Consider the following 20,217-nt stretch of genomic DNA (forward strand, 5'->3'; position numbering starts at 1 on the left):
GTGATCTAGAGCGTATTTCATACGCTTTGGTTAGTTCCGCCAATGCAGAGTCTGTCTCCCGGCTCCTGGGGCGTGTCCGCGCTAACTACAGCGTAATAGTTAGTTACTTAGCGCCTGGTGGGGACGGACACTTTTCGCCTCTGGCCGGCTGCCGAGCCAACAAGCTCCTTTTGCCGTACAGCATTGGCGGGGAGATGCTGCGGTCAGAGTTCAATGTACGTCGGCGCGCACCAGGCATCCTCCGGCAGACAATCGTTGCAACATGACAAATCGTTCAAGCTGGAGACACGCTCGGTTTAGCCTTGCGTTTCCTGTGCGTGGAGAAGAGACCTTATGGCTAAGCGCAAAACCCTGCCGAAGGATTTCGACCAGTTGCTCCGGTCCGCTCCGTTGGACGAGCTCAAGGCCGTCTTCGACAAATGCCTGATCGACGCGCGCGGTAGTTACGCGAAGCACACGGCGATCGGCTTCGTCGAATGCCCGGACTCGCTCATCACGTGGCTAGTCGAGCAAGGACTCGACGTAGATGCGGTCGACGACTACGGCGCGACGCCGTTGTGGGAGCGCGCCGATCTCGGTCGGGCTGCGCAGATCCCGCTGCTCCTGTCGCTCGGCGCAGACATCGAGCGAGAGCGGGAGCGCAGCGGTACCCCGCTGCACGGTGCCGCGGGCCGTCAGCGTCCGGAGGCGACGCGGGTTCTCCTGGAGCACGGTGCCAACGTCCACGCCAAAAACGGGATGGGCCAAACGCCGCTACTGCACGCGCTCCAGCGCACGAACAACGCGGACATTGCCGGGATGGCGCAGGTAGCGAAGCTCCTCATCGCTGCCGGTGCGGTAGTGACGGACGAGATGCGTGAGGCCGTGGAGCGGATCGGGAAGGATTTCGAGTTCCATCGGGAACGCTTCAATCCCGACTTGCTCGACAAGACCCAAGCCGGGCTCACCGAACTCTACCGCCTCTTCGGCGCGACTCCTGTCGCTGCACTACAGCGGCATGACGGCGTCTCTCCAATCAAGGTGCCCGCAGGCAAGTGGCATGAGCAACATCAGGCCCTCTGGGAACTCCTGGTGCCGTCGCAAGGCGCCGCGGCGACGGTGCAGGGCGAAGTAATCCGCCTCACCGGAAAGATCGCGCGGGAAATCCTCGACAACGGCAGTCCGAACTGGGACGGCGACTTCAAGGCGATGCTCGCCGTCATTCCGGTCCACCTCGGCAGCGGGACGCCGTTGCCGGCGGATGAACTGCGTGAAGCGCAGAGTCTGGCCAAGATGCTCCGCTCAGGCGACGGCGATGACAGGCAGGTTTACCGGATGAGCGAACTCGCTGTCGCCTGGGTCATATCGAACCCAGCACCGGTCGCGCTGGTGGAGCCTGAGTATCGGCGTTGATTTCGATGAGCCCCACGAGCCTCACCAAGGTGCCGGAGGGCTTCTGTCTGACGCCGGGGAATCTCGGAGATGCGCTTGAATTGTTTTGCAATCCCGACTACCCAACCGTCATGAACTTCGCATTTGTTACTAGTGTTGTCCGATAGCAGCACGCATCACTGTTGCTGTCTATTGGACAATTCTCAACAGCGGGACTCTGTTGCGGCTTGGTTGAGAGCATCTTCAGTCGCCGACTGCGCGCGGCCCGGGCAGTCGGGCGAGCAGGCGCAAGTGGTCGCGGGTTCACATCAATTCGCTGCATCGGATTGATCCAAGCGCAAGTTACCCGTTGCACGCCACGCAATCCGGCGTTGCCTTCGGGGGCCACAAATAATCGCGTTAGCCCCCTCAGCATGAGCTTGGTCAAGGAATCCATCCAGCTCGAAGGGAAGGGGGAGGTTCGATGTCCGTTGCCCCACAAAGTTTTCCGCAAGGCGTATCGTGTCGGGCTGCCGCTGCCGCCTGGAGTACACGGGCTGGCCTAGCCATCACCTGCGCCCTGCTGCTCGCGGCCTGCAACCGCGAAGCGGCGCCGGCCGCATCGCAGGCATCCTCGCCCGTGCTGCCGGGGCCGGCTGAACTCAGTAGCGTCTACCCGGGCCCACCGCCGCCGTACAAGGAGAGTCTCGTGCTCCCCGGCCTGTTCACACCCGACACCACGCCCGATTCCCTGCGCCGGACTTTCAGCGCGGCGAATGTGAAGATCGATGAGGGCGGAAGGGTGATCCTCTTTCCCGGCGACCCGACGCGCCGCGCCTACTTTTACTTTGAGGACGAGGCCAGGCTGCGCAACCTTACTCAAATAGTCATCAACGATCCCGAGTCACAGTGGCGCATGGACACCGGCATCAAGATGGGGACCACGCTGGCAGACGTGGTCAGGCTCAACGGCCGGCCGATCACCTACACCTCGTTCGGCGGGTGGCCTGATGACGGCTTCGTCGTGGAGCTGGAGGGCGGCGCGCTGGAAACACAAGAGGGATGGCCTGTGGGCCGCAATTGGCAAATGAAACCCCGCGACGGCGCCAGTGCGAAAGACTATTCCAGAGAGAGCGAAGTCGCCGTTCGCAGTGACGACAAGATGTGGCCGAAACAGGGCGACGTGCTGGTGGTCGGCGAACTGCAAGTGGACTTCTTTTGTCAGGCCTACAAATTCGATGGCTGCGCGACGGCGGGAGACGCCCGCTGCGACTCCGCGACCTTTGGCCCCTGCCGGATAAGTTGGGACCGGACGAAGGGGCGGGGGCAGTGGCGGGAGTCAGAGTTGCCTGGGGTGCATTACAGGCAAACCCTGGATGCGGGCAAAACCTGCACCGACTCTAGTCAGTGCGAAGGTCAGTGTATGGGGCCTCCGCGAATACTCCACGCCACCTCAGTGTGCGCTGCGACCCAAGAAGTCATTCGGTGATGGTTAGGAGAGGTCGTGTTGTACCTGGCGCGCCGAATCGACGTCGATTTGGTGAAGCAGGCGCGGCACCTCACGACGGACGATGGTGTGGCGGTGCCTGACAGCGAAGTGTCAGCGCCAGTCTGCAAGGTGTCGATGCCGATCAGCGAAGGCTGAGGGATCGGAACGCGCAAGAACGATAGCCGTTCCCAGAACGAGTTGAGTGCATCGCGCATTTGCGCGCGGCGAAGAATGGGCCCAAACAACGCCAGGACGGCCAAAACCTGCGTTGCAGAACATCGAACATCGTGTTCGCAAAACGAGCGTTACCAGCCCGATAGTCAGCGCAAGAATGGACCTGGGGTGAATGCAAGCTCGCATTCACACAGGGTGCGGCGATCAGTGATGGAACGGCGATGGATGGCTGCGTGCTCCTTGCGGCAATCGTCGGCCTGCCACGTCGCAGTACATGCAAATAACTGGGGTCTCTCATGGAACAAATCAACAACTTCTATTTAAACGTCATCAAGAACCACTACTTCGACTTCGTCGGGCGCGCCCGGCGGCAGGAGTACTGGATGTTCACGTTGTTCAACGTGATCGCATGTATTGCGCTTTCGTTGATATTCGGCCTGATCAAGATGCCGTGGTTAGCGGGCCTCTACAGTTTTGCGATCCTGCTTCCAGGTATTGGTGTGACGGCCAGGCGCTTGCATGACATTGGAAAAAGCGGCTGGTTCATGCTCGTCGCGCTGATTCCAGTGGTCGGCTTGTACCTGATCTATCTGCTGGCTCAAGACAGCGAAATGCACACCAACGCCTATGGGCCGAATCCAAAGGCCGTCGTGCGCCACCCCTGAGCTGTATCAAGTTCGCACAATCCATTCTTCAATATTTCACTACCTATAGGAACTACATCACATGCGTTTCAACATTCTTGCATGCACCACCATCGCTGCAATTGCCCTCACTGCCTGCGCCAAGAAGACCGATGCGGAGGCCGCTGCTCCGACGGCGGCCACAGAAGCTGCTCCTGCTGAAGCGCCTGCTGCAGCCGCGGTCAACACGGCAGCCGCTGCCCCTGCCGCTGAAGCGGCAGTTGCGACATCCGCCGATACCGGCAGCGTCAACGCGGACACGGGCATCCCGGAGTGCGATGACTATCTGACGAAGATGTACGCCTGCGTCGCCGACAAGATGCCGGCAGAGCAGCGCGACATGTGGAAGCGGAGCATCGAAGAGTCTCGGGCAGGTTGGGCTGCGACCTCCGACAAGTCCTCCCTCGCTGCAGGCTGCAAGGCTGCCATGGATCAGGCCAAGGAAAATTTCGCCGCGATGGGATGCTCGTTCTGATCGTCGAGTCATCATTTCGAGGTCTCCGGCCGGGAGCTGGAGATCTCGGCAGGCTGTTTCACAAGCCACAGAATTGGATCACATGCGCTTAAGAACCTTTGTATGCATCACCTTAGTTGCGACATCCATCGCTGCCTGCGCCAAGAAAAACGACGGGGCTCCGGCGGAGGCAGCGGTCGCAACCTCTGAAGCGTCAGGCGCGTCTCCAGTTGATGCGCCGGTGCCGGCGCTGCCCAGCGATGGCCTGAACGTGGACACGGGTATCCCGGAGTGTGATGACTACCTAACGAAGATGCTTTCCTGTGCTGCGGACAACGCTGACAAGACAACTGCAGAGGAACGCGAACTCTTCAAGGCGAACATGAAGCAGCTCAGTACGTTTTGGGCGACTACCGCCACGGCTGATAAGCCGAGCCGGGCTGCGGAATGCAGGGCCGACTTGAATGGGATGAGCGACACCTTCGCAAAACTTGGATGCTCGTTCTGATTAGGGATATTGCCCTTAAATGTGCACCGATTCATTAGCTTCGAAGCAGCGCAAGCATTGTCGTTTTGACCGCAAAGGCAGGTGCGGCGCGCAATCGCGAACCAACTGGCATCCACAATTGCACAACTGATCAACATGAAAATTCACTATCTGGAATGTGTAACCCGCAAGTACGCTGATTTCAATGGCCGAGCGGGACGAGAGGAGTATTGGACCTATATGCTTGTCCATTACGTGATATGGATTGGCGTCTTGGTTCTCTCGATCGCCATTGAACCTCACTTTCGCGAGACAGCCCTTGCTATGAGGGTGCTCTGGCTCGTATGGCAGTTTGCAACGGCTTTCCCACGCATGGCCGTAACGTGCCGCCGCTTGCATGACACAAATCAGTCTGGCTGGGTACAGCTGATCCACATCTTCGACGCTCTTCTTTTTGTGGGAACTCTTGTCATCTTCGTCATATGCGCCCAGCGCGCTGTCTCCATTGGTAATAAATATGGATCCGAGCCGCTCGCGTCCAGCTGATTACCTCGCTGCGCCACAGGGGAGCGCGCCGGATGTCTACCATTCAACGTATTTCGACAACTGACCCATGAGAAATTTCTCCAAGTGCGCCTACGCGATGATCGTGCTGACGTCGCTCGTCGCGTTGAGCTCCTGTAATGCCAGCAGGTCTAATGCATCGACTGCAACCGCCTCCCGAGCTACCAAGCAATCTCCGTCGCTAGCCGAAGAGCGCAAATCATTCGCTACGCGGCTGGTCGCGGACACCCTGGAGGCTGCCGGCCCGGCAGATGTCCCGCCGAAGGAGGTGTTCAACGTCGTGCACTACCCATCGCCCGTCGGCGAACTCGTGGCTTACGTGTCGCCGGACCCCGGTGACGGGAAGCGCCATCCCGCGGTGATCTGGGCGCATGGCGGATACGGTGGGATCGGCAGCTTCCTCTGGGAGGAGCAGTCCGCGGACAACGACCAAAGCACCAACGCTTTCAGAAACGCAGGGATTGTAGTGATGACGCCAAGCTGGCGTCAGGAGAACGACAACCCAGGTCGCTTCGAAATGTTCTACGGAGAGGTTGACGATCTCCACGCCGCACGCGATTACCTGGCCAAGTTGCCCTACGTCGACCCTGAGCGGATTTACGTGGCGGGCCACAGCACGGGCGGGACCATGACGTTGCTGGCCAGCGAACTCAAAGGCGGTTTCCGTGCCGCTTTTTCGCTGGGTGGGATTCCCGATCTGAAAATCAGGCTGGAAGCGGGAAAGACGTCAACGGATCCTCCGTTCGATCTCAATAACCCGGAGGAGTATCGACTTCGCTCGCCGATGCACTTCGTTGGTTCAATGAGGTCGCCCACCTTCTACTTCGAAGGTTCCAACGACTATTGGGATGAGTTCGACCGGGTGCAGGAAGAAGCAAACGAAAAGGGCGCCCAATTCCACGCTTTTCGCATTGAAGGCGGTAACCATTTCAGCATCGTTGCGCCCGTGACCCAGTTGATCGCAAAGAAGATCCTCGAAGATACCGGGCCGAAAGCAGACATCCACTTCGCGGATGACGAGATCGCCGCGCTGACTGGACAGCTGCAGTGATCATCCCTCAAATCAACGACGCCCGAGCTATGAGCGCGGGAAGGAAAATGTCCGTGAAGATTTTCCCCATTATCGCCATCGCACTCATCGGGCTTTCGGCATGCAGCCTGCTAGGTGGTCCCAGCGACAAGCAAGTTGAGGATTTAGCCCGTCAAAGCATGGCCGAAAGTCTAGGCGATGGTGACGCCAGCCAGAGGGCCGCACTGCTCGCTGTCGCCAAATCTGCGACCGTGCGCAAGAAGGGTCTGTGCAATCACGACACCGCCAAGGATGTCTACGCTTGCGCGGTCGATGTCACCGTCAAAATGCCGGGCGCCGATCAGGAAACTACTCAGGCGTTCATCGTTTTGGCCAAGAAGGAGGCCGATGGAACGTGGAAAAGCGTCGAATAGATTCGACCAAAAAATGGGCGGAGGTAATTGGCTTCGCTTAATTCCTCCGTCCTTTGATCCCTGTTAGGCACGCAGCCTAGTCGGCATATGTATCAGATCGAGTATTGGTTAGAGCATGATCGTTGGCATCGACCTCGGCACTACGAATAGCCTCGCAGCCGTCTGGCGCGATGGCAAGGCGCTCCTGGTTCCCAACGCCCTCGGGACCGTGCTGACGCCTTCGTGCGTAGGCATCGACGAGGACGGCACCGTCCTCATCGGCCAGGCCGCCAGGGAGCGCCTGCAAACCCACCCTGAGAAGACCGTCGCGCTGTTCAAGCGACACATGGGCAGCGCCAAGGTCTTCAAGCTGGGTAACCGCACGTTCCGCGCCGAGGAGCTGTCCTCGTTGGTTCTGCGCGCGTTGAAGGCGGACGCGGAAGCGTTGCTTGGCGAACCGGTCGACGAGGCGATCATCACCGTGCCGGCGTATTTCTCGGATGCGCAGCGCAAGGCCACGCGCGTTGCTGGCCAGTTGGCCGGGCTCAAAGTGGAGCGGCTGATCAACGAACCCACCGCTGCGGCACTGGCGTACGGCCTGCACCAGGACGAGGAGGCGACCCAGTTCCTGGTGTTCGACCTGGGCGGCGGCACGTTCGACGTTTCGATCCTGGAAATGTTCGAAGGTGTAATGGAGGTGCGCGCGACCGCCGGCGACAACTTCCTCGGGGGCGAGGACTTCGCCGATGCGATCGTCAAGCGCTTCCTTCAGGACAGCGGCATTCCCGCCGCGGCCGCAGCCGACGCCTCCATGATGCAGATCCTCATCGCACGAGCCGAGGCCGCCAAACGACAGCTGTCCCAGCAGGCCAGCGCCGAAATCAGCGTGCACTGGCAGGGCCAGGACTATCGCATGGCGCTCGACCAGGCCCTGCTGGGCCAGATCTGCGAGCCCATGCTGGCCCGCTTGCGTGCTCCGGTGGAGCGCGCCCTGCGCGATGCACGCATCGCCAACACCGACATCGACGCGGTCGTTCTGGCCGGCGGCGCCACGCGCATGCCGCTGGTGCGGCAACTGGTCACGCGCATGTTCGGCCGGTTTCCTAACACCGAGCTCAATCCGGACGAGGTCATCGTGGTTGGAGCCGCGGTCATGGCCGGTCTGCAGGCCAAGGATCAGGCTCTGAAGGAAGTGGTCATGACCGACGTGTGCCCCTACACACTCGGGACTGACGTAATCGAGAAATTCGACAATGGCCGGGAGGTGCGCGGCTGGTTCTCGCCGATCATCGAACGCAACACCGTGGTGCCGGTCAGTCGCGTCAAGAGTTATGTCGCGACCAAGGATTTCCAAAGTTACATGGACATCGACATCTTCCAAGGTGAAGCGCGGCTGGTGAAGGACAACATCAAGCTAGGCAATCTGAAAGTGCAGTTGCCGCACCTGCCGCGGCACGAGTCTGCAGTCGATGTGCGTTTCACTTACGACGTCAACGGTCTGCTGGAGGTAGAGGCGACCGTGCGAAAGACGGGCGAGAAACACCGCGTCGTGATCCAGGGCAACGACGGCGTGATGACGGACGAGCAGATCCAAACGCGTCTGGCCGAGCTGGCCGAGTTGAAAATCCATCCGCGTGACAAGGCCGTCAACCGCACACTGCTTGCACAGGCAGAAACCCTGTTCCAGCAGTTGCTGGGCGAACGCCGCGAATGGATGGGTCGCCAAATCGCCCGCTTCGAAGAGGCCCTGGAATCCCAGGAAGAACGCACTATCGCCCCAGCGAGCGAACGTTTGAATGAGATCATCGCGCATGTCGAGCGCAACGACGAGACGTTCCTTGGCTTGTTCGACTGATGCACCGGTTTTGGTTTTTCGAACGGCTGGGAATCGCGCCGACCCATGATCCTGGCGAGATCCGGCGCGCCTACGCGATCGCGCTGAAACGGCTCGACCAGGCAACGCAGCGCGAGGCCTTCGAACAGTTGCGCGAGGCTTACCTGTGGGCCATGGACTGGGCGCGAGACATCGAGGAAGACTGCGCGGACGAAGATGTGGACGAGTCGGAAGTTCCCGATCCCGGCCCCAGCGTGACTCCCCCGCAGGTCGATGACCAGAACCTGGACCCGGCGCCGGCATCTTCATCCATCGACCCGATGGTCGTCGTCTACGGTCAGGTGCCGTCTGCTTCGCCTTCGTCAGCCGGTATGGCGTCGGTCGTCGATCACGAATTCGAACGCCGCCAGCGCACCGCCGCAGTCAACTACTGGTTCGGCCGCCTGCAGGATCTCGACCCGGGCGAGGACCCGAAGACGCTGCTCGACGCCGCTTTTGCGAATGAACACCTGCAACACCCGGAGGCCGAGGTCCGTCTGCAGGCCGTATTGGCGCACTTCATGCACGCAAGGGGCGGATGCGCGGTTTTGTTCGAAGCCTGTGCCGAACGCTTCGAATGGAGCCGAGTCATTCCTCTGGCGATCGAAGGCGAGGTGCACGACTGGATTGAACGCGTGCTGCGCCAGCGTGAGCAATGGCATCGGCAAGCCGAATCCACGCGCCGCAAAGAATGGAACGTCATTCTCGCAGCCAGACAGGAGAAACCCGAGCGCTGGCGGGCGTACGCCTTGTGGCCTGTCCTGAATCGCATGCAGAAACGGAGTCCGGATTGGCTGGCCATGCAGATTGCCCCATCCCTTGCGGAAAGGTGGCGACGATGCACGCTCAACGTGTCGATCCTGGACATGCCCAGGGCGAGCTGGCTCTATTTCAGTCACACTCCGCTTAGCGGCAAGATCTTCATCATCGTGCTCGTGCTCGGAAGCATGGCCGGGTTAACGGCCCGCATCATGGGCGTCGTCCGCTTACCGCAAACGGTCGAACAGCCAGCGCCACCGACAGAGCGCAAAGAGGAACCGCTGGCCTTCGAGTTGACAGGCCCCATCACGGCCGACAGTTGCGACATCGCCGTGCAGTTCGCTCACGACTCCAACTGGCGCGAACAGACGGACGAAAGTCCCACGCTACTAATCACGAGGATTCTGGCCTGTCACCGCAAGGGTCTGTGGCCGCGCGACGATCGCCCATTCGTCGACTGCCTTCGCAACGAACGAATTGCGGCCCTGCAGCGGGACCGCGCGGAGAATCCCCAGGCTTGTTCGGACGCGGCAGTTGACGCGGTGACCAGGGCGCAAGTTGATGCACCGGCATCAACGGCATCCACCGACAGCGCAACGGCGCCCAACCGACGCATAGTCAAGCCGCTTTTTCGAGAATGAACCCCGCCACCACACGTCGCCCTTCGCTGGCGAGCACATTGAAAGTGCGAGCCGCGGCCGCATTGGTCATCACTTCGATACCGATGCCGCGGCTTAGCCCCGCGGCGAGCACCGCAGCCGGCGGAAAGACTTGGCCGTGACCCGTGCCCAGCAGGACGACTTCCGGCTCCAGCCGCAGCAGCCAGTCCAGATTCTCGGGCGTCAAAGCGCGCGGATCCGTTACCGGCCAGGACTCGACCAACCGATCCGGTGCCAGGACGAAGCTGGAAGTCAGCAGCCGCTCGTTGACCTTGGCGGTCGCGCCGTCGGCGCCCCGCAGCAGGAATTCGTGATCCGGATGTTCCAGGTTCAGTTGCATCGCAACGACCGGGTTTACGCGCGCGGCAGCACGATCTGCCGCTTGTCCTTGCTCGGGCGGTACAGCACGGCGGTATGGCCGATGCGTTGCACCAGGGCGGCGCCGGCGCGGTCGGCGATCTCGCCGATCATGCTGTCGCGGGCCTCGCGGTCTTCCGCGGCGACTTTCACCTTGATCAGCTCGTGGTGTTCCAGGGCCAGGTCGATCTCGGCGATCAGTGCGTCGGTGATCCCCTTGCCGCCTACTTGCAGCATCGCCCTGAGGTCGTGCGCCTGGCCACGCAGGAAACGGGTCTGGGCGGAGGTCAGGTGGAGGCTCATTCGGATGGATTACAGGGGGCGGAACGGGCGTGCAGGGTATCATGACGGCCCGAATTCCCCGGCCGAGCGCCTCGTGGCTACCCGCAGCAAAAGCAGCCATCGCTGGCTTCAGGAACATTTTTCCGACCCCTACGTGAAGAAGGCGCAGGCCGAAGGCCTGCGTTCGCGCGCCGCCTACAAGCTGGAGGAGCTGGTCGAACGCGACCGGCTGCTCAAGCCCGGCATGGTCGTCGTGGACCTGGGTGCCGCCCCCGGGGGCTGGTCGCAGTGGGTCCGCCAGTCGCTGGGCGACAAGGGGCGGGTGATCGCGCTGGACATCCTGGACATGCCGGGACTGGCCGGGGTCGAGTTCATTCACGGCGATTTCCGTGAAGAGTCCGTGCTGGCGCAGCTGGAACAAACCCTGCAGGGCCAACTTGTGGACCTTGTCCTCTCCGACATGGCCCCCAATATGAGTGGCGTGGACGCGGTGGACCTGCCGCGGGCGATGCATCTGGCGGAATTGGCGATGGACTTTGCCGACCACCATTTGCGGGTCGGAGGGACGTTCCTGATCAAGCTGTTCCAGGGCGTCGGTTTCGACGACTACGTGCGCGAGTTGCGCCGTCGCTACGGCAAGGTCGTGATCCGCAAGCCTGCGGCTTCGCGCAAGCGATCGCCGGAGGTCTATGCGCTGGCACAGGGAAAGCTGGCGCAGATGAAGTAAACCTGTCCGGGAGGGCGGCAAATGCGGGAAATGTCGGGTGAAACCCGGAACTCTCAGCAGTTTTCTGCGACCCTAACGGCCCGGTTTGCGGACCTCCTTCGGGAAGCCGCGCAAACGCGTAGTTAGCAGCACAAGTCATTCAGGCCGGTAAGGACCGCTGAACGGGCGAACCAATGAACGATCTCGCAAAAAATCTCCTGCTCTGGGTCATCGTCGCCGTCGTACTGATGGTGGTGTTCCAGGCGTTCGGCCCGCGCACGGGACTGGGGACGGCCAATACCGACGTCTCCTATTCACAGTTCCTCAAGGACGTGGATGCCGGCCGCATGAAGTCGGTCGAGTACACCGACGAGACCGGCCTGACCGTCAACGTGCTCCACTTCGAGCGCAGCGACGGCACATCCGGCGTGGTCAACGGCCCGGCCGACGATTACCTGATCAAGGAACTGCTCGACCACAACGTCGAGATCACCCGCAAGGCGCCCAGCTCCGGTCCGTCGTTCTGGTCGATCGTATTCAACCTGTTGCCGATCCTGCTGATCGTCGGCTTCTGGATCTTCGTCATGCGGCAGATGCAGCAGGGCGGGAGCAAGGGCGCGATGAGCTTCGGCAAGTCGCGCGCGAAGATGCAGGGCGAGGACCAGGTCAAGGTCACCTTCGCCGACGTCGCCGGCTGCGACGAGGCCAAGGAAGAAGTGCAGGAGCTGGTCGAGTTCCTCCGCGATCCGGGCAAGTTCCAGAAGCTGGGCGGCAAGATTCCGCGCGGCGTGCTGATGGTCGGCCCGCCGGGTACCGGCAAGACGCTGCTGGCGCGCGCCATCGCCGGCGAGGCCAAGGTGCCGTTCTTCTCGATTTCCGGTTCCGACTTCGTCGAGATGTTCGTCGGCGTCGGCGCCTCGCGCGTGCGCGACATGTTCGAGCAGGCCAAGAAGCACGCGCCGTGCATCATCTTCATCGACGAAATCGACGCGGTCGGCCGTCATCGCGGCGCCGGTCTGGGCGGCGGTCATGATGAGCGCGAGCAGACCCTCAATCAGCTGCTGGTCGAGATGGACGGTTTCGAAGGCGGCGAAGGCGTGATCGTCATCGCCGCGACCAACCGCCCCGACGTGCTCGACCCGGCGCTGCTGCGCCCGGGCCGCTTCGACCGCCAGGTCGTGGTGGGCCTGCCGGACGTGAAGGGCCGCGAGCAGATCCTGCGCGTGCACATGCGCAAGCTGCCGCTCGCCGACGACGTCGTGCCGATGACGATCGCGCGCGGCACCCCGGGCTTCTCCGGCGCCGATTTGGCCAACCTCTGCAACGAGGCCGCGCTGTTCGCCGCGCGCGAGAACGCGAAGGAAGTCCGCATGGACCACTTCGACCGCGCCCGCGACAAGATCCTGATGGGCACCGAACGCCGTTCGATGGCGATGAGCGAGGACGAGAAGAAGCTCACCGCTTATCACGAAGCCGGCCACGCCATCGTCGGCCGCATGGTTCCCGAGCACGATCCGGTCTACAAGGTCACGATCATTCCGCGCGGCCGTGCGCTGGGCGTGACCATGTACCTGCCGGAAGGCGACAAGTACAGCTACAACAAGACCGCGATCGAATCGCAGCTGTGCTCGCTGTACGGCGGCCGCGTCGCCGAAGAGCTGATCTTCGGCAACGACAAGGTCACCACGGGTGCGTCCAACGACATCGAGCGCGCCACCAAGATGGCCCGCAACATGGTCACCAAGTGGGGCCTGTCCGACGAGCTGGGTCCGATCGCCTATGGCGAGGAAGAGGACGAGGTGTTCCTCGGCCGCTCCGTGACCCAGCACAAGAACGTCTCCAACGAGACTGCGCGCAAGATCGACGAAGTCGTGCGCATCATCCTCGACCGCGCCTACGCGCGCAGCACGCAGATCCTCAACGACCACCTCGACAAGCTGCATACGATGGCTGAGGCGCTGCTGCTGTACGAAACCATCGACGCGCGCCAGATCGACGCGATCATGGAAGGCCGCGAACCGCCGCCGCCGGAAGGCTGGGGCAAGAACGGCAACGGCAAGTCGACCGAAGTCCCGCCGCTGCCGCCCATCGCCGGTCCGGCCGCGCAGACCTGATCCGTCGGTTGCCGCTTCGATCCGAAAAGGCCAGAGTCCGCTCTGGCCTTTTTCTTTAGAGCTGAGATGTTCGATCTGTCCCCAACCCTGGACTGCAATGGCCGTGCGCTCGTCCTCGATCGCGTGCGCGTCATGGGCATCGTCAATGTCACGCCCGACTCGTTTTCCGACGGCGGCGAGCACGCCAGCACCGAAGCGGCCGTAGCGCACGGCCTGAGGCTGGCGGAGGAGGGCGCCGACATTCTCGACGTCGGCGGCGAATCGACCCGTCCCGGCGCCGATGAAGTCAGCCTGGAGGAAGAGCTGCGCCGGGTGATCCCGGTGATCGAACGGCTGGCGAAGGAAACCGCGCTGCCGATCAGCATCGATACCTCCAAGCCCGAGGTCATGCGCGCCGCGGTCGCCGCGGGCGCGGGCCTCATCAACGACGTCTATGCGCTGCGACGCGAAGGCGCGCTGGAAGCCGCCGCGGCCACGGGCGTTCCGGTCGTGCTCATGCACATGCAGGGCGAGCCGCGTTCGATGCAGGCCGCCGCGCAGTACGACGATGTCGTCGCCGAGGTGCACCGCTTCCTCGCCGAGCGCATCTTCGCCGCGGAGATGGCGGGCATCCCGAAGAAAAAACTCGTGGTCGATCCGGGCTTCGGCTTCGGCAAGAACCGCGAGCACAACCTGCTCCTGCTCGCGCAGCTGGAGCGCTTTGCCGAGTTGGGCGTGCCGGTGCTGGCCGGACTGTCGCGCAAGAAGACGATTGGCGAGCTCACCGGCCGCGACGATCCGCACCAGCGCGTCTTCGGCTCGGTCGCCGCCCATGTGATCGCGGCGCAGCGCGGCGCCAAGCTGGTGCGCGTGCACGACGTGGCCGCCACCGTGGATGCGCTCAAGGTCTGGAGTGCCGTGGCCGCACAGCCTTCGATCCGCGCCAAGCCCTCCGCGCCCACCATCCGCTGGCCGGACGACGACTGACCTGCTTTCCCTCTCCCCGCTTGCGGGGAGAGGGTCGAAGTGGCCGATAGGCCGCTGAGGGAAGGGCGGGTGAGGGGAGCGAGCGCAGCGAGCTGTCGCAGTAAGTTGTGCACAAGGGCTGTGGACAGCTTTCGCGGACATCCTGTGGACAAATCGCTGCGGCCCAGCAGCGACAAGGGTGTCAATAGGGTTGGCGAAATTTTCGCCAATTTTATTTGCAAGAAAGGCTGGTCATTTTTTCGCCAAACCGCTTGACACGCTTGTCCCGCAAGGCGTCCAGCACGTTGTCCACAGGTTGTCCGCGAAAGCTGTCCACAACGGCTGTGGGCAACTACGCGGACCGCGCGTCAGGCCAGTACCGCCGGTGTCCACAGCTGCGACCAGCGCGCCAGCTTCGCGTCCGCCGCCAACTGCTGCGGCGATGCGACGACTTCGGCGCCGAGCAGATGGCGCTGGTCGAAACTGTTGCGGTTCACCGCGCCGCGCAACGCTCCCGCTTCATCGGCGCAGACGACTGCGACCAGTACGCCGCACTGGCCGCAGAACAGAAAGTCCGCCTGGCCCGAGCCCTGCCGATAGCGGCGGGCCTGGTCCGCACCTTCTATGCGCAAGGTCCCTTGCGAATCCGATACCCACGCCGCGCGGTGCCGTGTACAGAAATCGCAATCGCAAGCGCGCGGCGTGAACGAAGCCAGCGTCTGCGGCGAGACGAGCGTCCAGCGCAGGGCGCCGCAGTGGCAGCCGCCGGTGTGCGGGTACGTGGTCACGAAGGGTCCTCCTCGCCGGCTTGCCTTAGCCGCGCCTAGGCTAGCCGAACTCCGCGGCGCGCACGCTAAGCTTGCGCGACTTCGAATTCGCGGACTTCCTGCCGCACCGCATGAACTTGGATACCCGCCCCCTTGCCATCGCCCTGATGGGCCCGACCGCGTCGGGCAAGACGGCGCTCGCGCTCGACTGGGCGCAGCGTCTGGGCGGAGAAATCGTCAGCGTCGATTCGGCGCTGGTGTACCGCGGCCTCGACATCGGCGCGGCCAAGCCGACGCAGGTGGAGCAGGCCGCGGTCCCGCATCACCTGCTCGACCTGCGCGATCCGTGGCAGACGTATTCCGCGGCGGAGTTCGCTAACGATGCACGCCGTGCACTGGACGACATCGCCGGACGCGGGCGCCTGCCCATCCTCGCTGGGGGCACCGGTCTTTACTTTCATGCCTTGCTGCACGGTCTGTCCGACATGCCGGAAGCCGATGCCGGCACGCGTGCGCAAATCGAAGCCGAGGCGAACGAGCGCGGCTGGGCCGCGCTGCACGCCGAACTCCAACGCATCGATCCCGAAGCCGCCGCGCGCATCCACGCCACCGACGCGCAGCGCATCCAGCGCGCGCTGGAGGTCTTTCGCCTGTCCGGGCGCACCATCAGCGACTGGCGTCGCGCCGCCGCCGGCACGCCGCGATTGCCGTACCGCGTGCTCAAGCTGGTGCTCGCGCCGCGCGATCGCGCCGTGCTGCATGGGCGCATCGAGCAGCGCTTCGACGCCATGCTCCGCGGCGGCTTTCTGGAAGAAGTGGGACGCCTGCGCGCCTTGCCGGAACTGCAGGCGCATCCGCGACCGCTGGACCTGCCGGCCCTGCGCGCCGTGGGCTACCGGCAGGCCTGGGAACACCTCGACGGCCGCTACGCCGCCGCCGAATTCCGCGACCGCGGCATCTTCGCCACCCGGCAGCTGGCCAAGCGCCAGCTGACCTGGCTGCGGGGCGAGCTCGATGCGCGCTGGTTCGACCCGCAGCACGAGGCCGGGGCGCTGGAGGAGGCGTTGCGCCTGTTCCTGCCGGCTTGATGACCCGGTGCGGCGCCACGGGCGGCCGGTTCATGCAAACGCGGCCCGCATCCCGCTCGCTTCCTGCCCGGCTGGGTTACCATCCGGTCGTCGTCGGTGCGGGGACAGCCCCGGCGATGCGATTGGACGCGCTGCAGTCACCCGTGCCGCACCGCACCTTTCGCCACCTATAACTAGAAAGAACGTGGGGAAAACGATGTCGAAGGGGCAATCCTTGCAGGACCCGTTCCTGAATGCTTTGCGGCGCGAACGCGTGCCGGTTTCGGTCTACCTGGTCAACGGCATCAAGCTGCAGGGCACGATCGAATCGTTCGACCAGTTTGTGGTGCTGCTGCGCAACACGGTCAGCCAGATGGTCTACAAGCACGCGATCTCGACCGTAGTGCCGGCGCGCAACGTGCGCGTGGGGCCGGGCGGCGGGCAAGTGCAGTCCGGTGAAGGTGGGGAAGAAGGCGAAGACGGCGAATAAGCCGTCCTTCGACGGGCTCCAGGTCCTTCGACAGGCTCAGGATGAGCGGGTCCCGGGCTCGGCTTGCTTGAAGCGCGGCCACGCCGTCCCCATTCCTCCTTCCCCCGATCCCGGGGAAGGAGCGCACAGGCCGAATGTTCGAACGTTCCCGTAAGGGCGAGCATGCATTGCTGATCCAGCCCCATGCCGGCGGTCCGCCGGACGAAGGGCTGATGGAAGAGTTCGCGGACCTGGCCCGCTCGGCCGGCGCTTCCGTCGCGGCTTTGCTGACCGCACGCATCGATCGCCCCAACCCGGCCACGCTGGTGGGTAGCGGCAAGCTCGAGGAGATGAAGGCGGCCGCCGACGCCAGCGGCGCCGATCTGATCCTCGTGAACTATGGGCTCTCGCCGGGCCAGGAACGCAACCTGGAGAAGATCCTGCAGCGGCGCGTCGTAGATCGCACCGGCCTGATCCTGGACATCTTCTCGCAGCGTGCACAAAGCGCCGAAGGCAAGCTGCAGGTCGAGCTGGCCCAGCTCAAGCACATGGCCACACGCCTGGTCCGCGGCTGGACCCACCTGGAGCGCCAGCGCGGCGGTTCGATCGGCCTGCGTGGCCCGGGTGAAACCCAGCTGGAAACCGACCGGCGCCTGCTGCAGAAACGCCTCGAGCAACTGCAGCGCCGCCTCGACAAGGTCGAAGTGCAGCGCACGCAGATGCGCCGCGCGCGCATGCGCAGCGAACTGCCGCGGATCGCGCTGGTCGGCTACACCAACGCCGGCAAGTCCACACTCTTCAACGCACTGACCGGCGCGGCTGCCTACGCCGCGGACCAACTGTTCGCCACGCTGGATCCCACCGTGCGCCGCATCGCGCTGCCCGGCGGCGGTGCGGTGCTGGCCGATACTGTGGGTTTCGTGCGCGATCTGCCGCACGAACTCGTCGCCGCGTTCCGTTCGACCTTGTCCGAAGCGCGCGAGGCAGACCTGCTGCTGCACGTTGTCGACGCGGCCGATCCGTTGCGCGAGGAGCGCATTGCCCAGGTCGACGAAGTGCTCGCGGAGATCGGTGCGGGCGAACTGCCGCAGCTGCTGGTCTTCAACAAGATCGACCGGCTCGAACGCGAAGACAACGCCGCGCCCGAGCCGCGCCACGACCGGCCCGCCGAAGGCCGCCACCGCGTATGGGTATCCGCCCAGCTCGGCCTGGGCCTGGATGTTTTGCGCAAGGCGCTGGCAGAGGTACTCGAACTGCGCCACGTCGCCGGCGAACTGCGTCTGCCGTCGCAGGCCGCGCGTCTGCACGCGCGCCTGCATGCGATTGGCGCCATCCGCGAGGAGTCGCACGATGCGGAGGGTTGGCGGCTCCAGGTCGATCTGGCCATCGCCGATGCACTCAAGCTGTTCGCGCAGGCGCATGGCGAAGCCTTGCGGCCGTTGCTGGAGTCCGCGGGCGCGTTGGAGGAAGCGGCGGACTGGCAACGCTGACCCGGCCTGTGCCTTGTTTGAGGCCTCTGCGGCCCTAACCTAGAATCGACGCGCGCCCGACCGGGCGCGCACCACCCGTTGGTGCAGTCCCCCTTGGAGCAGGCATGGCCTGGAACACACCCGGTAGTAGCGGTCCCGGTAGCGGCAATAGCGGCAACAATCCCGACGGCCGCCGGCCGCATCGCCCGCGCAAGAGCGGCGGCATCCTCGACACGCTCGCCGATACCGCGCGCGACCTGTTCGGTGGAGGCGGCAGTTCGATTTGGCGCTGGATCGCCGTCGTGTTCGGGCTGTGGCTGGTCTTCAGCACCTTCGTCCTGGTCACCGAACAGGAACGCGGTGTCGTCCTGCGCTTCGGCCGCTTCGCTCGCATCATGGAATCGGGCCCGCACTTCAAGGCGCCGTGGCCGATCGAGACGGTGGAGAAGGTCAACGCCACGCAGAGCAATGCCTACAGCGACAACGTGCCCGTGTTCACCCGCGACGGCAATCTGGTGAACGTGGAAATCAACGTCCAGTACCGCATCGGCGATCCCTATCTCTTCATGTTCGGCACCCGCGACGCCGACGAGACGCTGAAGGAAGCCGCGCAGAGCGCCGTGCGCGAGCAGGTCGGCCGTTCCGATCTGGACACCGTGCTCAATGCCCGCGCCGTGCTGACGGTGGAGGTGAAGGATCACCTGCAGAAGGCGCTGCAGGCCTACCGCACCGGTCTGGTGCTGACCGAGTTGAACCTGCCCAACGCGCGTCCGCCGGACGACGTCAAGGACGCCTTCGACGAAGTCCAGCGTGCCCGCGCCGAGAAGAACACCCTGATCAACGACGCCCAGGCCTACGCCAAGAAGATCGTTCCGGAAGCGCGCGGCGACGCGGCACGCACGCGCACCGTCGCCGAGGGCTACAAGACCGCGATCATCGCGCGCGCGCAGGGCGACGCCACGCGCTTCTCGCTGCTGGTCGACCAGTACAAGTCCGCACCGGAGGTCACGCGCAAGCGCCTGTGGCTGGAAACAGTGCAGGACGTGCTGGCCAAGAACCGCAAGATCGTCGGCGGCGACTCGCGTCAGCTGATCTACGTGCCGATGGAGGACAGGCGTTCCTCGCAGAGTTCCGCCAATGCGCCGCTGCTGACGCCGGAAGTGCTGTCGCCCAGCGTTACTGCCGAACCCAATGAGACCGGCCGGCCGGCGCGCGCGACGCGTCCGAGCCGTGAGGAGGATCGTCGATGAGAGTTTCCCTGTGGGTCGCCATCGCCGTCAGCGCCCTGCTGGCGCTGCTGGGCTCGGTGTTCGTGGTGCGCGAAGGACATAGTGCGATGGTCTTCCGCCTCGGCACCATCGTCCGCACCGATATCGGGCCCGGCCTGCACTTCAAGGTGCCGCTGATCGAGAGCGCGCGCGTCTTCGATCGCCGCCTGCTGGTGATCCCGGCCGAATCCGAGCGTTACCTCACCGAAGACAAGCAGGACGTCAGCGTCGATTTCTTCGCCCTGGGCCGGATCGAAAACATGCGCGCCTTCTTCCGCGCCACCGGCGGCAGTGAAGAGATCGCCGAACAGCGTCTGGCGCCGATCATCCGTGACTCGCTGCGCAACGAGATCAACTCGCGCACGCTGCAGGAAGTCGTGTCGGGCGATCGCACCGCCGTGGTCGGCAAGCAGCTGAAGACGATCAACGTTGGCGCGCAAACGCTCGGCGTGAAGGTCCTCGACATCCGCATCAAGCGCATCGACCTGCCGCAGGACAGCAACGTGGTCAGCTCGGTCTACGACCAGATGCGCTCGCAGCGCAAGCAGGTCGCCAGCCAGTTGCGCGCCGAGGGCGTCGAACAAGCACGGGCGATCCGCGCACAGGCCGACCGCGACCAGACCGTCATCCTCGCCGAAGCCGAGCGCGACGCGCAAAAGCTGCGCGGCGAAGGCGATGCCGAAGCCACGCGCCTGTACGCGCTGGCGGCGAACAAGGATCCGTCCTTCTATGCGTTCCAGCGCAGCCTGGAGGCGTACCAGGCGTCCTTCGGCGACGGCCAGAGCGTGATCGTGCTCGACCGCAACGATCCCTTCCTGCAATACATGAAGGCGGATCGCTGATTTTACCGGGAGCGTTC

Annotated in this window: 22 protein-coding genes; 19 read left to right on the forward strand and 3 right to left on the reverse strand. The window is 63.7% G+C overall.

The genetic code is table 11. The annotated features are described in order from the left end of the window. Window positions 1-333: 333 nt before the first annotated feature. The 11 genes from ACYVJ8_RS00915 (at window position 334) to ACYVJ8_RS00965 (ending at window position 9,896) form a co-directional block, all read left to right on the forward strand. Window positions 334-1,392, forward strand: a complete 1,059-nt coding sequence (locus ACYVJ8_RS00915) for an ankyrin repeat domain-containing protein (protein WP_460708877.1) — start codon at window positions 334-336, stop codon at window positions 1,390-1,392. Window positions 1,393-1,834: 442 nt separating this feature from the next. Continuing rightward, window positions 1,835-2,839, forward strand: a complete 1,005-nt coding sequence (locus ACYVJ8_RS00920; protein WP_460708878.1) for a hypothetical protein — start codon at window positions 1,835-1,837, stop codon at window positions 2,837-2,839. 15 nt (window positions 2,840-2,854) lie between these two features. Beyond that, a complete protein-coding gene (locus ACYVJ8_RS00925; RefSeq protein WP_460708880.1) occupies window positions 2,855-2,995 on the forward strand; it encodes a hypothetical protein in 141 nt (46 codons plus the stop codon). A gap of 314 nt (window positions 2,996-3,309) precedes the next feature. Then, window positions 3,310-3,678: a DUF805 domain-containing protein gene (locus tag ACYVJ8_RS00930; RefSeq protein ID WP_460708882.1), complete on the forward strand. Its 369-nt coding sequence runs from the start codon at window positions 3,310-3,312 to the stop codon at window positions 3,676-3,678. Window positions 3,679-3,739: 61 nt separating this feature from the next. Beyond that, complete coding sequence (locus ACYVJ8_RS00935) at window positions 3,740-4,171, forward strand: hypothetical protein (protein ID WP_460708884.1); 432 nt, start codon at window positions 3,740-3,742, stop codon at window positions 4,169-4,171. An 82-nt stretch (window positions 4,172-4,253) separates the two neighbouring features. Then, window positions 4,254-4,658, forward strand: coding sequence for a hypothetical protein (locus ACYVJ8_RS00940; RefSeq protein ID WP_460708886.1), 405 nt, complete (start codon window positions 4,254-4,256; stop codon window positions 4,656-4,658). Window positions 4,659-4,793: 135 nt separating this feature from the next. Then, window positions 4,794-5,183 (forward strand): DUF805 domain-containing protein, encoded by a 390-nt coding sequence (locus tag ACYVJ8_RS00945; protein ID WP_460708888.1) that lies wholly within the window; start codon window positions 4,794-4,796, stop codon window positions 5,181-5,183. 67 nt (window positions 5,184-5,250) lie between these two features. After that, entirely contained in the window at window positions 5,251-6,252 is a 1,002-nt protein-coding gene (locus tag ACYVJ8_RS00950; protein ID WP_460708890.1) for an alpha/beta hydrolase family protein, read from the forward strand. Between the two features lie 53 nt (window positions 6,253-6,305). After that, window positions 6,306-6,644, forward strand: coding sequence for a hypothetical protein (locus ACYVJ8_RS00955; protein WP_460708892.1), 339 nt, complete (start codon window positions 6,306-6,308; stop codon window positions 6,642-6,644). Window positions 6,645-6,759: 115 nt separating this feature from the next. After that, window positions 6,760-8,478, forward strand: coding sequence for an Hsp70 family protein (locus ACYVJ8_RS00960; RefSeq protein WP_460708893.1), 1,719 nt, complete (start codon window positions 6,760-6,762; stop codon window positions 8,476-8,478). Further along, the gene (locus ACYVJ8_RS00965) at window positions 8,478-9,896 is read left to right on the forward strand and encodes a J domain-containing protein (RefSeq protein WP_460708895.1); all 1,419 of its coding nucleotides are present in this window, start codon (window positions 8,478-8,480) and stop codon (window positions 9,894-9,896) included. Before ACYVJ8_RS00960 ends, ACYVJ8_RS00965 begins: the two co-directional genes overlap by 1 nt. Here ACYVJ8_RS00965 and ACYVJ8_RS00970 read toward each other — a convergent pair. Both ACYVJ8_RS00970 and yhbY read right to left on the reverse strand, forming a co-directional pair. Continuing rightward, window positions 9,874-10,254 carry an Mth938-like domain-containing protein gene (locus tag ACYVJ8_RS00970; RefSeq protein WP_460708897.1) on the reverse strand — a complete coding sequence of 127 codons (381 nt, stop codon included), beginning with the start codon at window positions 10,252-10,254 and terminating at the stop codon, window positions 9,874-9,876. The two genes, ACYVJ8_RS00965 and ACYVJ8_RS00970, sit on opposite strands and share 23 nt — an antisense overlap. A gap of 14 nt (window positions 10,255-10,268) precedes the next feature. Beyond that, on the reverse strand, window positions 10,269-10,574 hold the full coding sequence (gene yhbY, locus ACYVJ8_RS00975; protein WP_460708899.1) for a ribosome assembly RNA-binding protein YhbY: 306 nt from the start codon (window positions 10,572-10,574) through the stop codon (window positions 10,269-10,271). A gap of 73 nt (window positions 10,575-10,647) precedes the next feature. Between yhbY and rlmE the strand changes: the two genes are divergently transcribed. The 3 genes from rlmE (at window position 10,648) to folP (ending at window position 14,339) form a co-directional block, all read left to right on the forward strand. Continuing rightward, a complete protein-coding gene (gene rlmE / locus ACYVJ8_RS00980) occupies window positions 10,648-11,280 on the forward strand; it encodes a 23S rRNA (uridine(2552)-2'-O)-methyltransferase RlmE (protein ID WP_460710981.1) in 633 nt (210 codons plus the stop codon). Window positions 11,281-11,453: 173 nt separating this feature from the next. Then, a complete protein-coding gene (ftsH, locus tag ACYVJ8_RS00985; RefSeq protein ID WP_460708901.1) occupies window positions 11,454-13,373 on the forward strand; it encodes an ATP-dependent zinc metalloprotease FtsH in 1,920 nt (639 codons plus the stop codon). A gap of 66 nt (window positions 13,374-13,439) precedes the next feature. After that, complete coding sequence (gene folP, locus ACYVJ8_RS00990; protein ID WP_460708903.1) at window positions 13,440-14,339, forward strand: dihydropteroate synthase; 900 nt, start codon at window positions 13,440-13,442, stop codon at window positions 14,337-14,339. A gap of 347 nt (window positions 14,340-14,686) precedes the next feature. Here the strand turns inward: folP and ACYVJ8_RS00995 are convergent, their stop codons facing one another. Beyond that, a complete protein-coding gene (locus tag ACYVJ8_RS00995) occupies window positions 14,687-15,106 on the reverse strand; it encodes a GFA family protein (protein ID WP_460708905.1) in 420 nt (139 codons plus the stop codon). Between the two features lie 110 nt (window positions 15,107-15,216). Here ACYVJ8_RS00995 and miaA point away from each other — a divergent pair, with 110 nt between their 5' ends. The 5 genes from miaA (at window position 15,217) to hflC (ending at window position 20,200) form a co-directional block, all read left to right on the forward strand. Further along, a complete protein-coding gene (gene miaA / locus ACYVJ8_RS01000) occupies window positions 15,217-16,173 on the forward strand; it encodes a tRNA (adenosine(37)-N6)-dimethylallyltransferase MiaA (protein WP_460710983.1) in 957 nt (318 codons plus the stop codon). A 196-nt stretch (window positions 16,174-16,369) separates the two neighbouring features. Continuing rightward, on the forward strand, window positions 16,370-16,642 hold the full coding sequence (gene hfq, locus ACYVJ8_RS01005) for an RNA chaperone Hfq (RefSeq protein WP_460708907.1): 273 nt from the start codon (window positions 16,370-16,372) through the stop codon (window positions 16,640-16,642). A gap of 134 nt (window positions 16,643-16,776) precedes the next feature. Continuing rightward, complete coding sequence (hflX, locus tag ACYVJ8_RS01010; protein WP_460708909.1) at window positions 16,777-18,111, forward strand: ribosome rescue GTPase HflX; 1,335 nt, start codon at window positions 16,777-16,779, stop codon at window positions 18,109-18,111. 104 nt (window positions 18,112-18,215) lie between these two features. Beyond that, window positions 18,216-19,340 carry an FtsH protease activity modulator HflK gene (gene hflK, locus ACYVJ8_RS01015; protein ID WP_460708911.1) on the forward strand — a complete coding sequence of 375 codons (1,125 nt, stop codon included), beginning with the start codon at window positions 18,216-18,218 and terminating at the stop codon, window positions 19,338-19,340. Next, on the forward strand, window positions 19,337-20,200 hold the full coding sequence (hflC, locus tag ACYVJ8_RS01020) for a protease modulator HflC (RefSeq protein ID WP_460708913.1): 864 nt from the start codon (window positions 19,337-19,339) through the stop codon (window positions 20,198-20,200). The genes hflK and hflC overlap by 4 nt, the downstream gene beginning before the upstream one ends. Window positions 20,201-20,217 lie beyond the last annotated feature (17 nt).

It is taken from the genome of Lysobacter terrae (assembly GCF_054782215.1).

Coding starts and splice junctions, on each gene's coding strand:
- ACYVJ8_RS00915 (WP_460708877.1), top strand. CDS start 334: ATGGCTAAGCGCAAAACCCTGCCGAAGGATTTCGACCAGTTGCTCCGG.
- ACYVJ8_RS00920 (WP_460708878.1), top strand. CDS start 1,835: ATGTCCGTTGCCCCACAAAGTTTTCCGCAAGGCGTATCGTGTCGGGCT.
- ACYVJ8_RS00930 (WP_460708882.1), top strand. CDS start 3,310: ATGGAACAAATCAACAACTTCTATTTAAACGTCATCAAGAACCACTAC.
- ACYVJ8_RS00935 (WP_460708884.1), top strand. CDS start 3,740: ATGCGTTTCAACATTCTTGCATGCACCACCATCGCTGCAATTGCCCTC.
- ACYVJ8_RS00940 (WP_460708886.1), top strand. CDS start 4,254: ATGCGCTTAAGAACCTTTGTATGCATCACCTTAGTTGCGACATCCATC.
- ACYVJ8_RS00945 (WP_460708888.1), top strand. CDS start 4,794: ATGAAAATTCACTATCTGGAATGTGTAACCCGCAAGTACGCTGATTTC.
- ACYVJ8_RS00950 (WP_460708890.1), top strand. CDS start 5,251: ATGAGAAATTTCTCCAAGTGCGCCTACGCGATGATCGTGCTGACGTCG.
- ACYVJ8_RS00960 (WP_460708893.1), top strand. CDS start 6,760: ATGATCGTTGGCATCGACCTCGGCACTACGAATAGCCTCGCAGCCGTC.
- ACYVJ8_RS00965 (WP_460708895.1), top strand. CDS start 8,478: ATGCACCGGTTTTGGTTTTTCGAACGGCTGGGAATCGCGCCGACCCAT.
- ACYVJ8_RS00970 (WP_460708897.1), bottom strand. CDS start 10,254: ATGCAACTGAACCTGGAACATCCGGATCACGAATTCCTGCTGCGGGGC.
- yhbY (WP_460708899.1), bottom strand. CDS start 10,574: ATGAGCCTCCACCTGACCTCCGCCCAGACCCGTTTCCTGCGTGGCCAG.
- ftsH (WP_460708901.1), top strand. CDS start 11,454: ATGAACGATCTCGCAAAAAATCTCCTGCTCTGGGTCATCGTCGCCGTC.
- folP (WP_460708903.1), top strand. CDS start 13,440: ATGTTCGATCTGTCCCCAACCCTGGACTGCAATGGCCGTGCGCTCGTC.
- miaA (WP_460710983.1), top strand. CDS start 15,217: ATGAACTTGGATACCCGCCCCCTTGCCATCGCCCTGATGGGCCCGACC.
- hfq (WP_460708907.1), top strand. CDS start 16,370: ATGTCGAAGGGGCAATCCTTGCAGGACCCGTTCCTGAATGCTTTGCGG.
- hflX (WP_460708909.1), top strand. CDS start 16,777: ATGTTCGAACGTTCCCGTAAGGGCGAGCATGCATTGCTGATCCAGCCC.
- hflK (WP_460708911.1), top strand. CDS start 18,216: ATGGCCTGGAACACACCCGGTAGTAGCGGTCCCGGTAGCGGCAATAGC.
- hflC (WP_460708913.1), top strand. CDS start 19,337: ATGAGAGTTTCCCTGTGGGTCGCCATCGCCGTCAGCGCCCTGCTGGCG.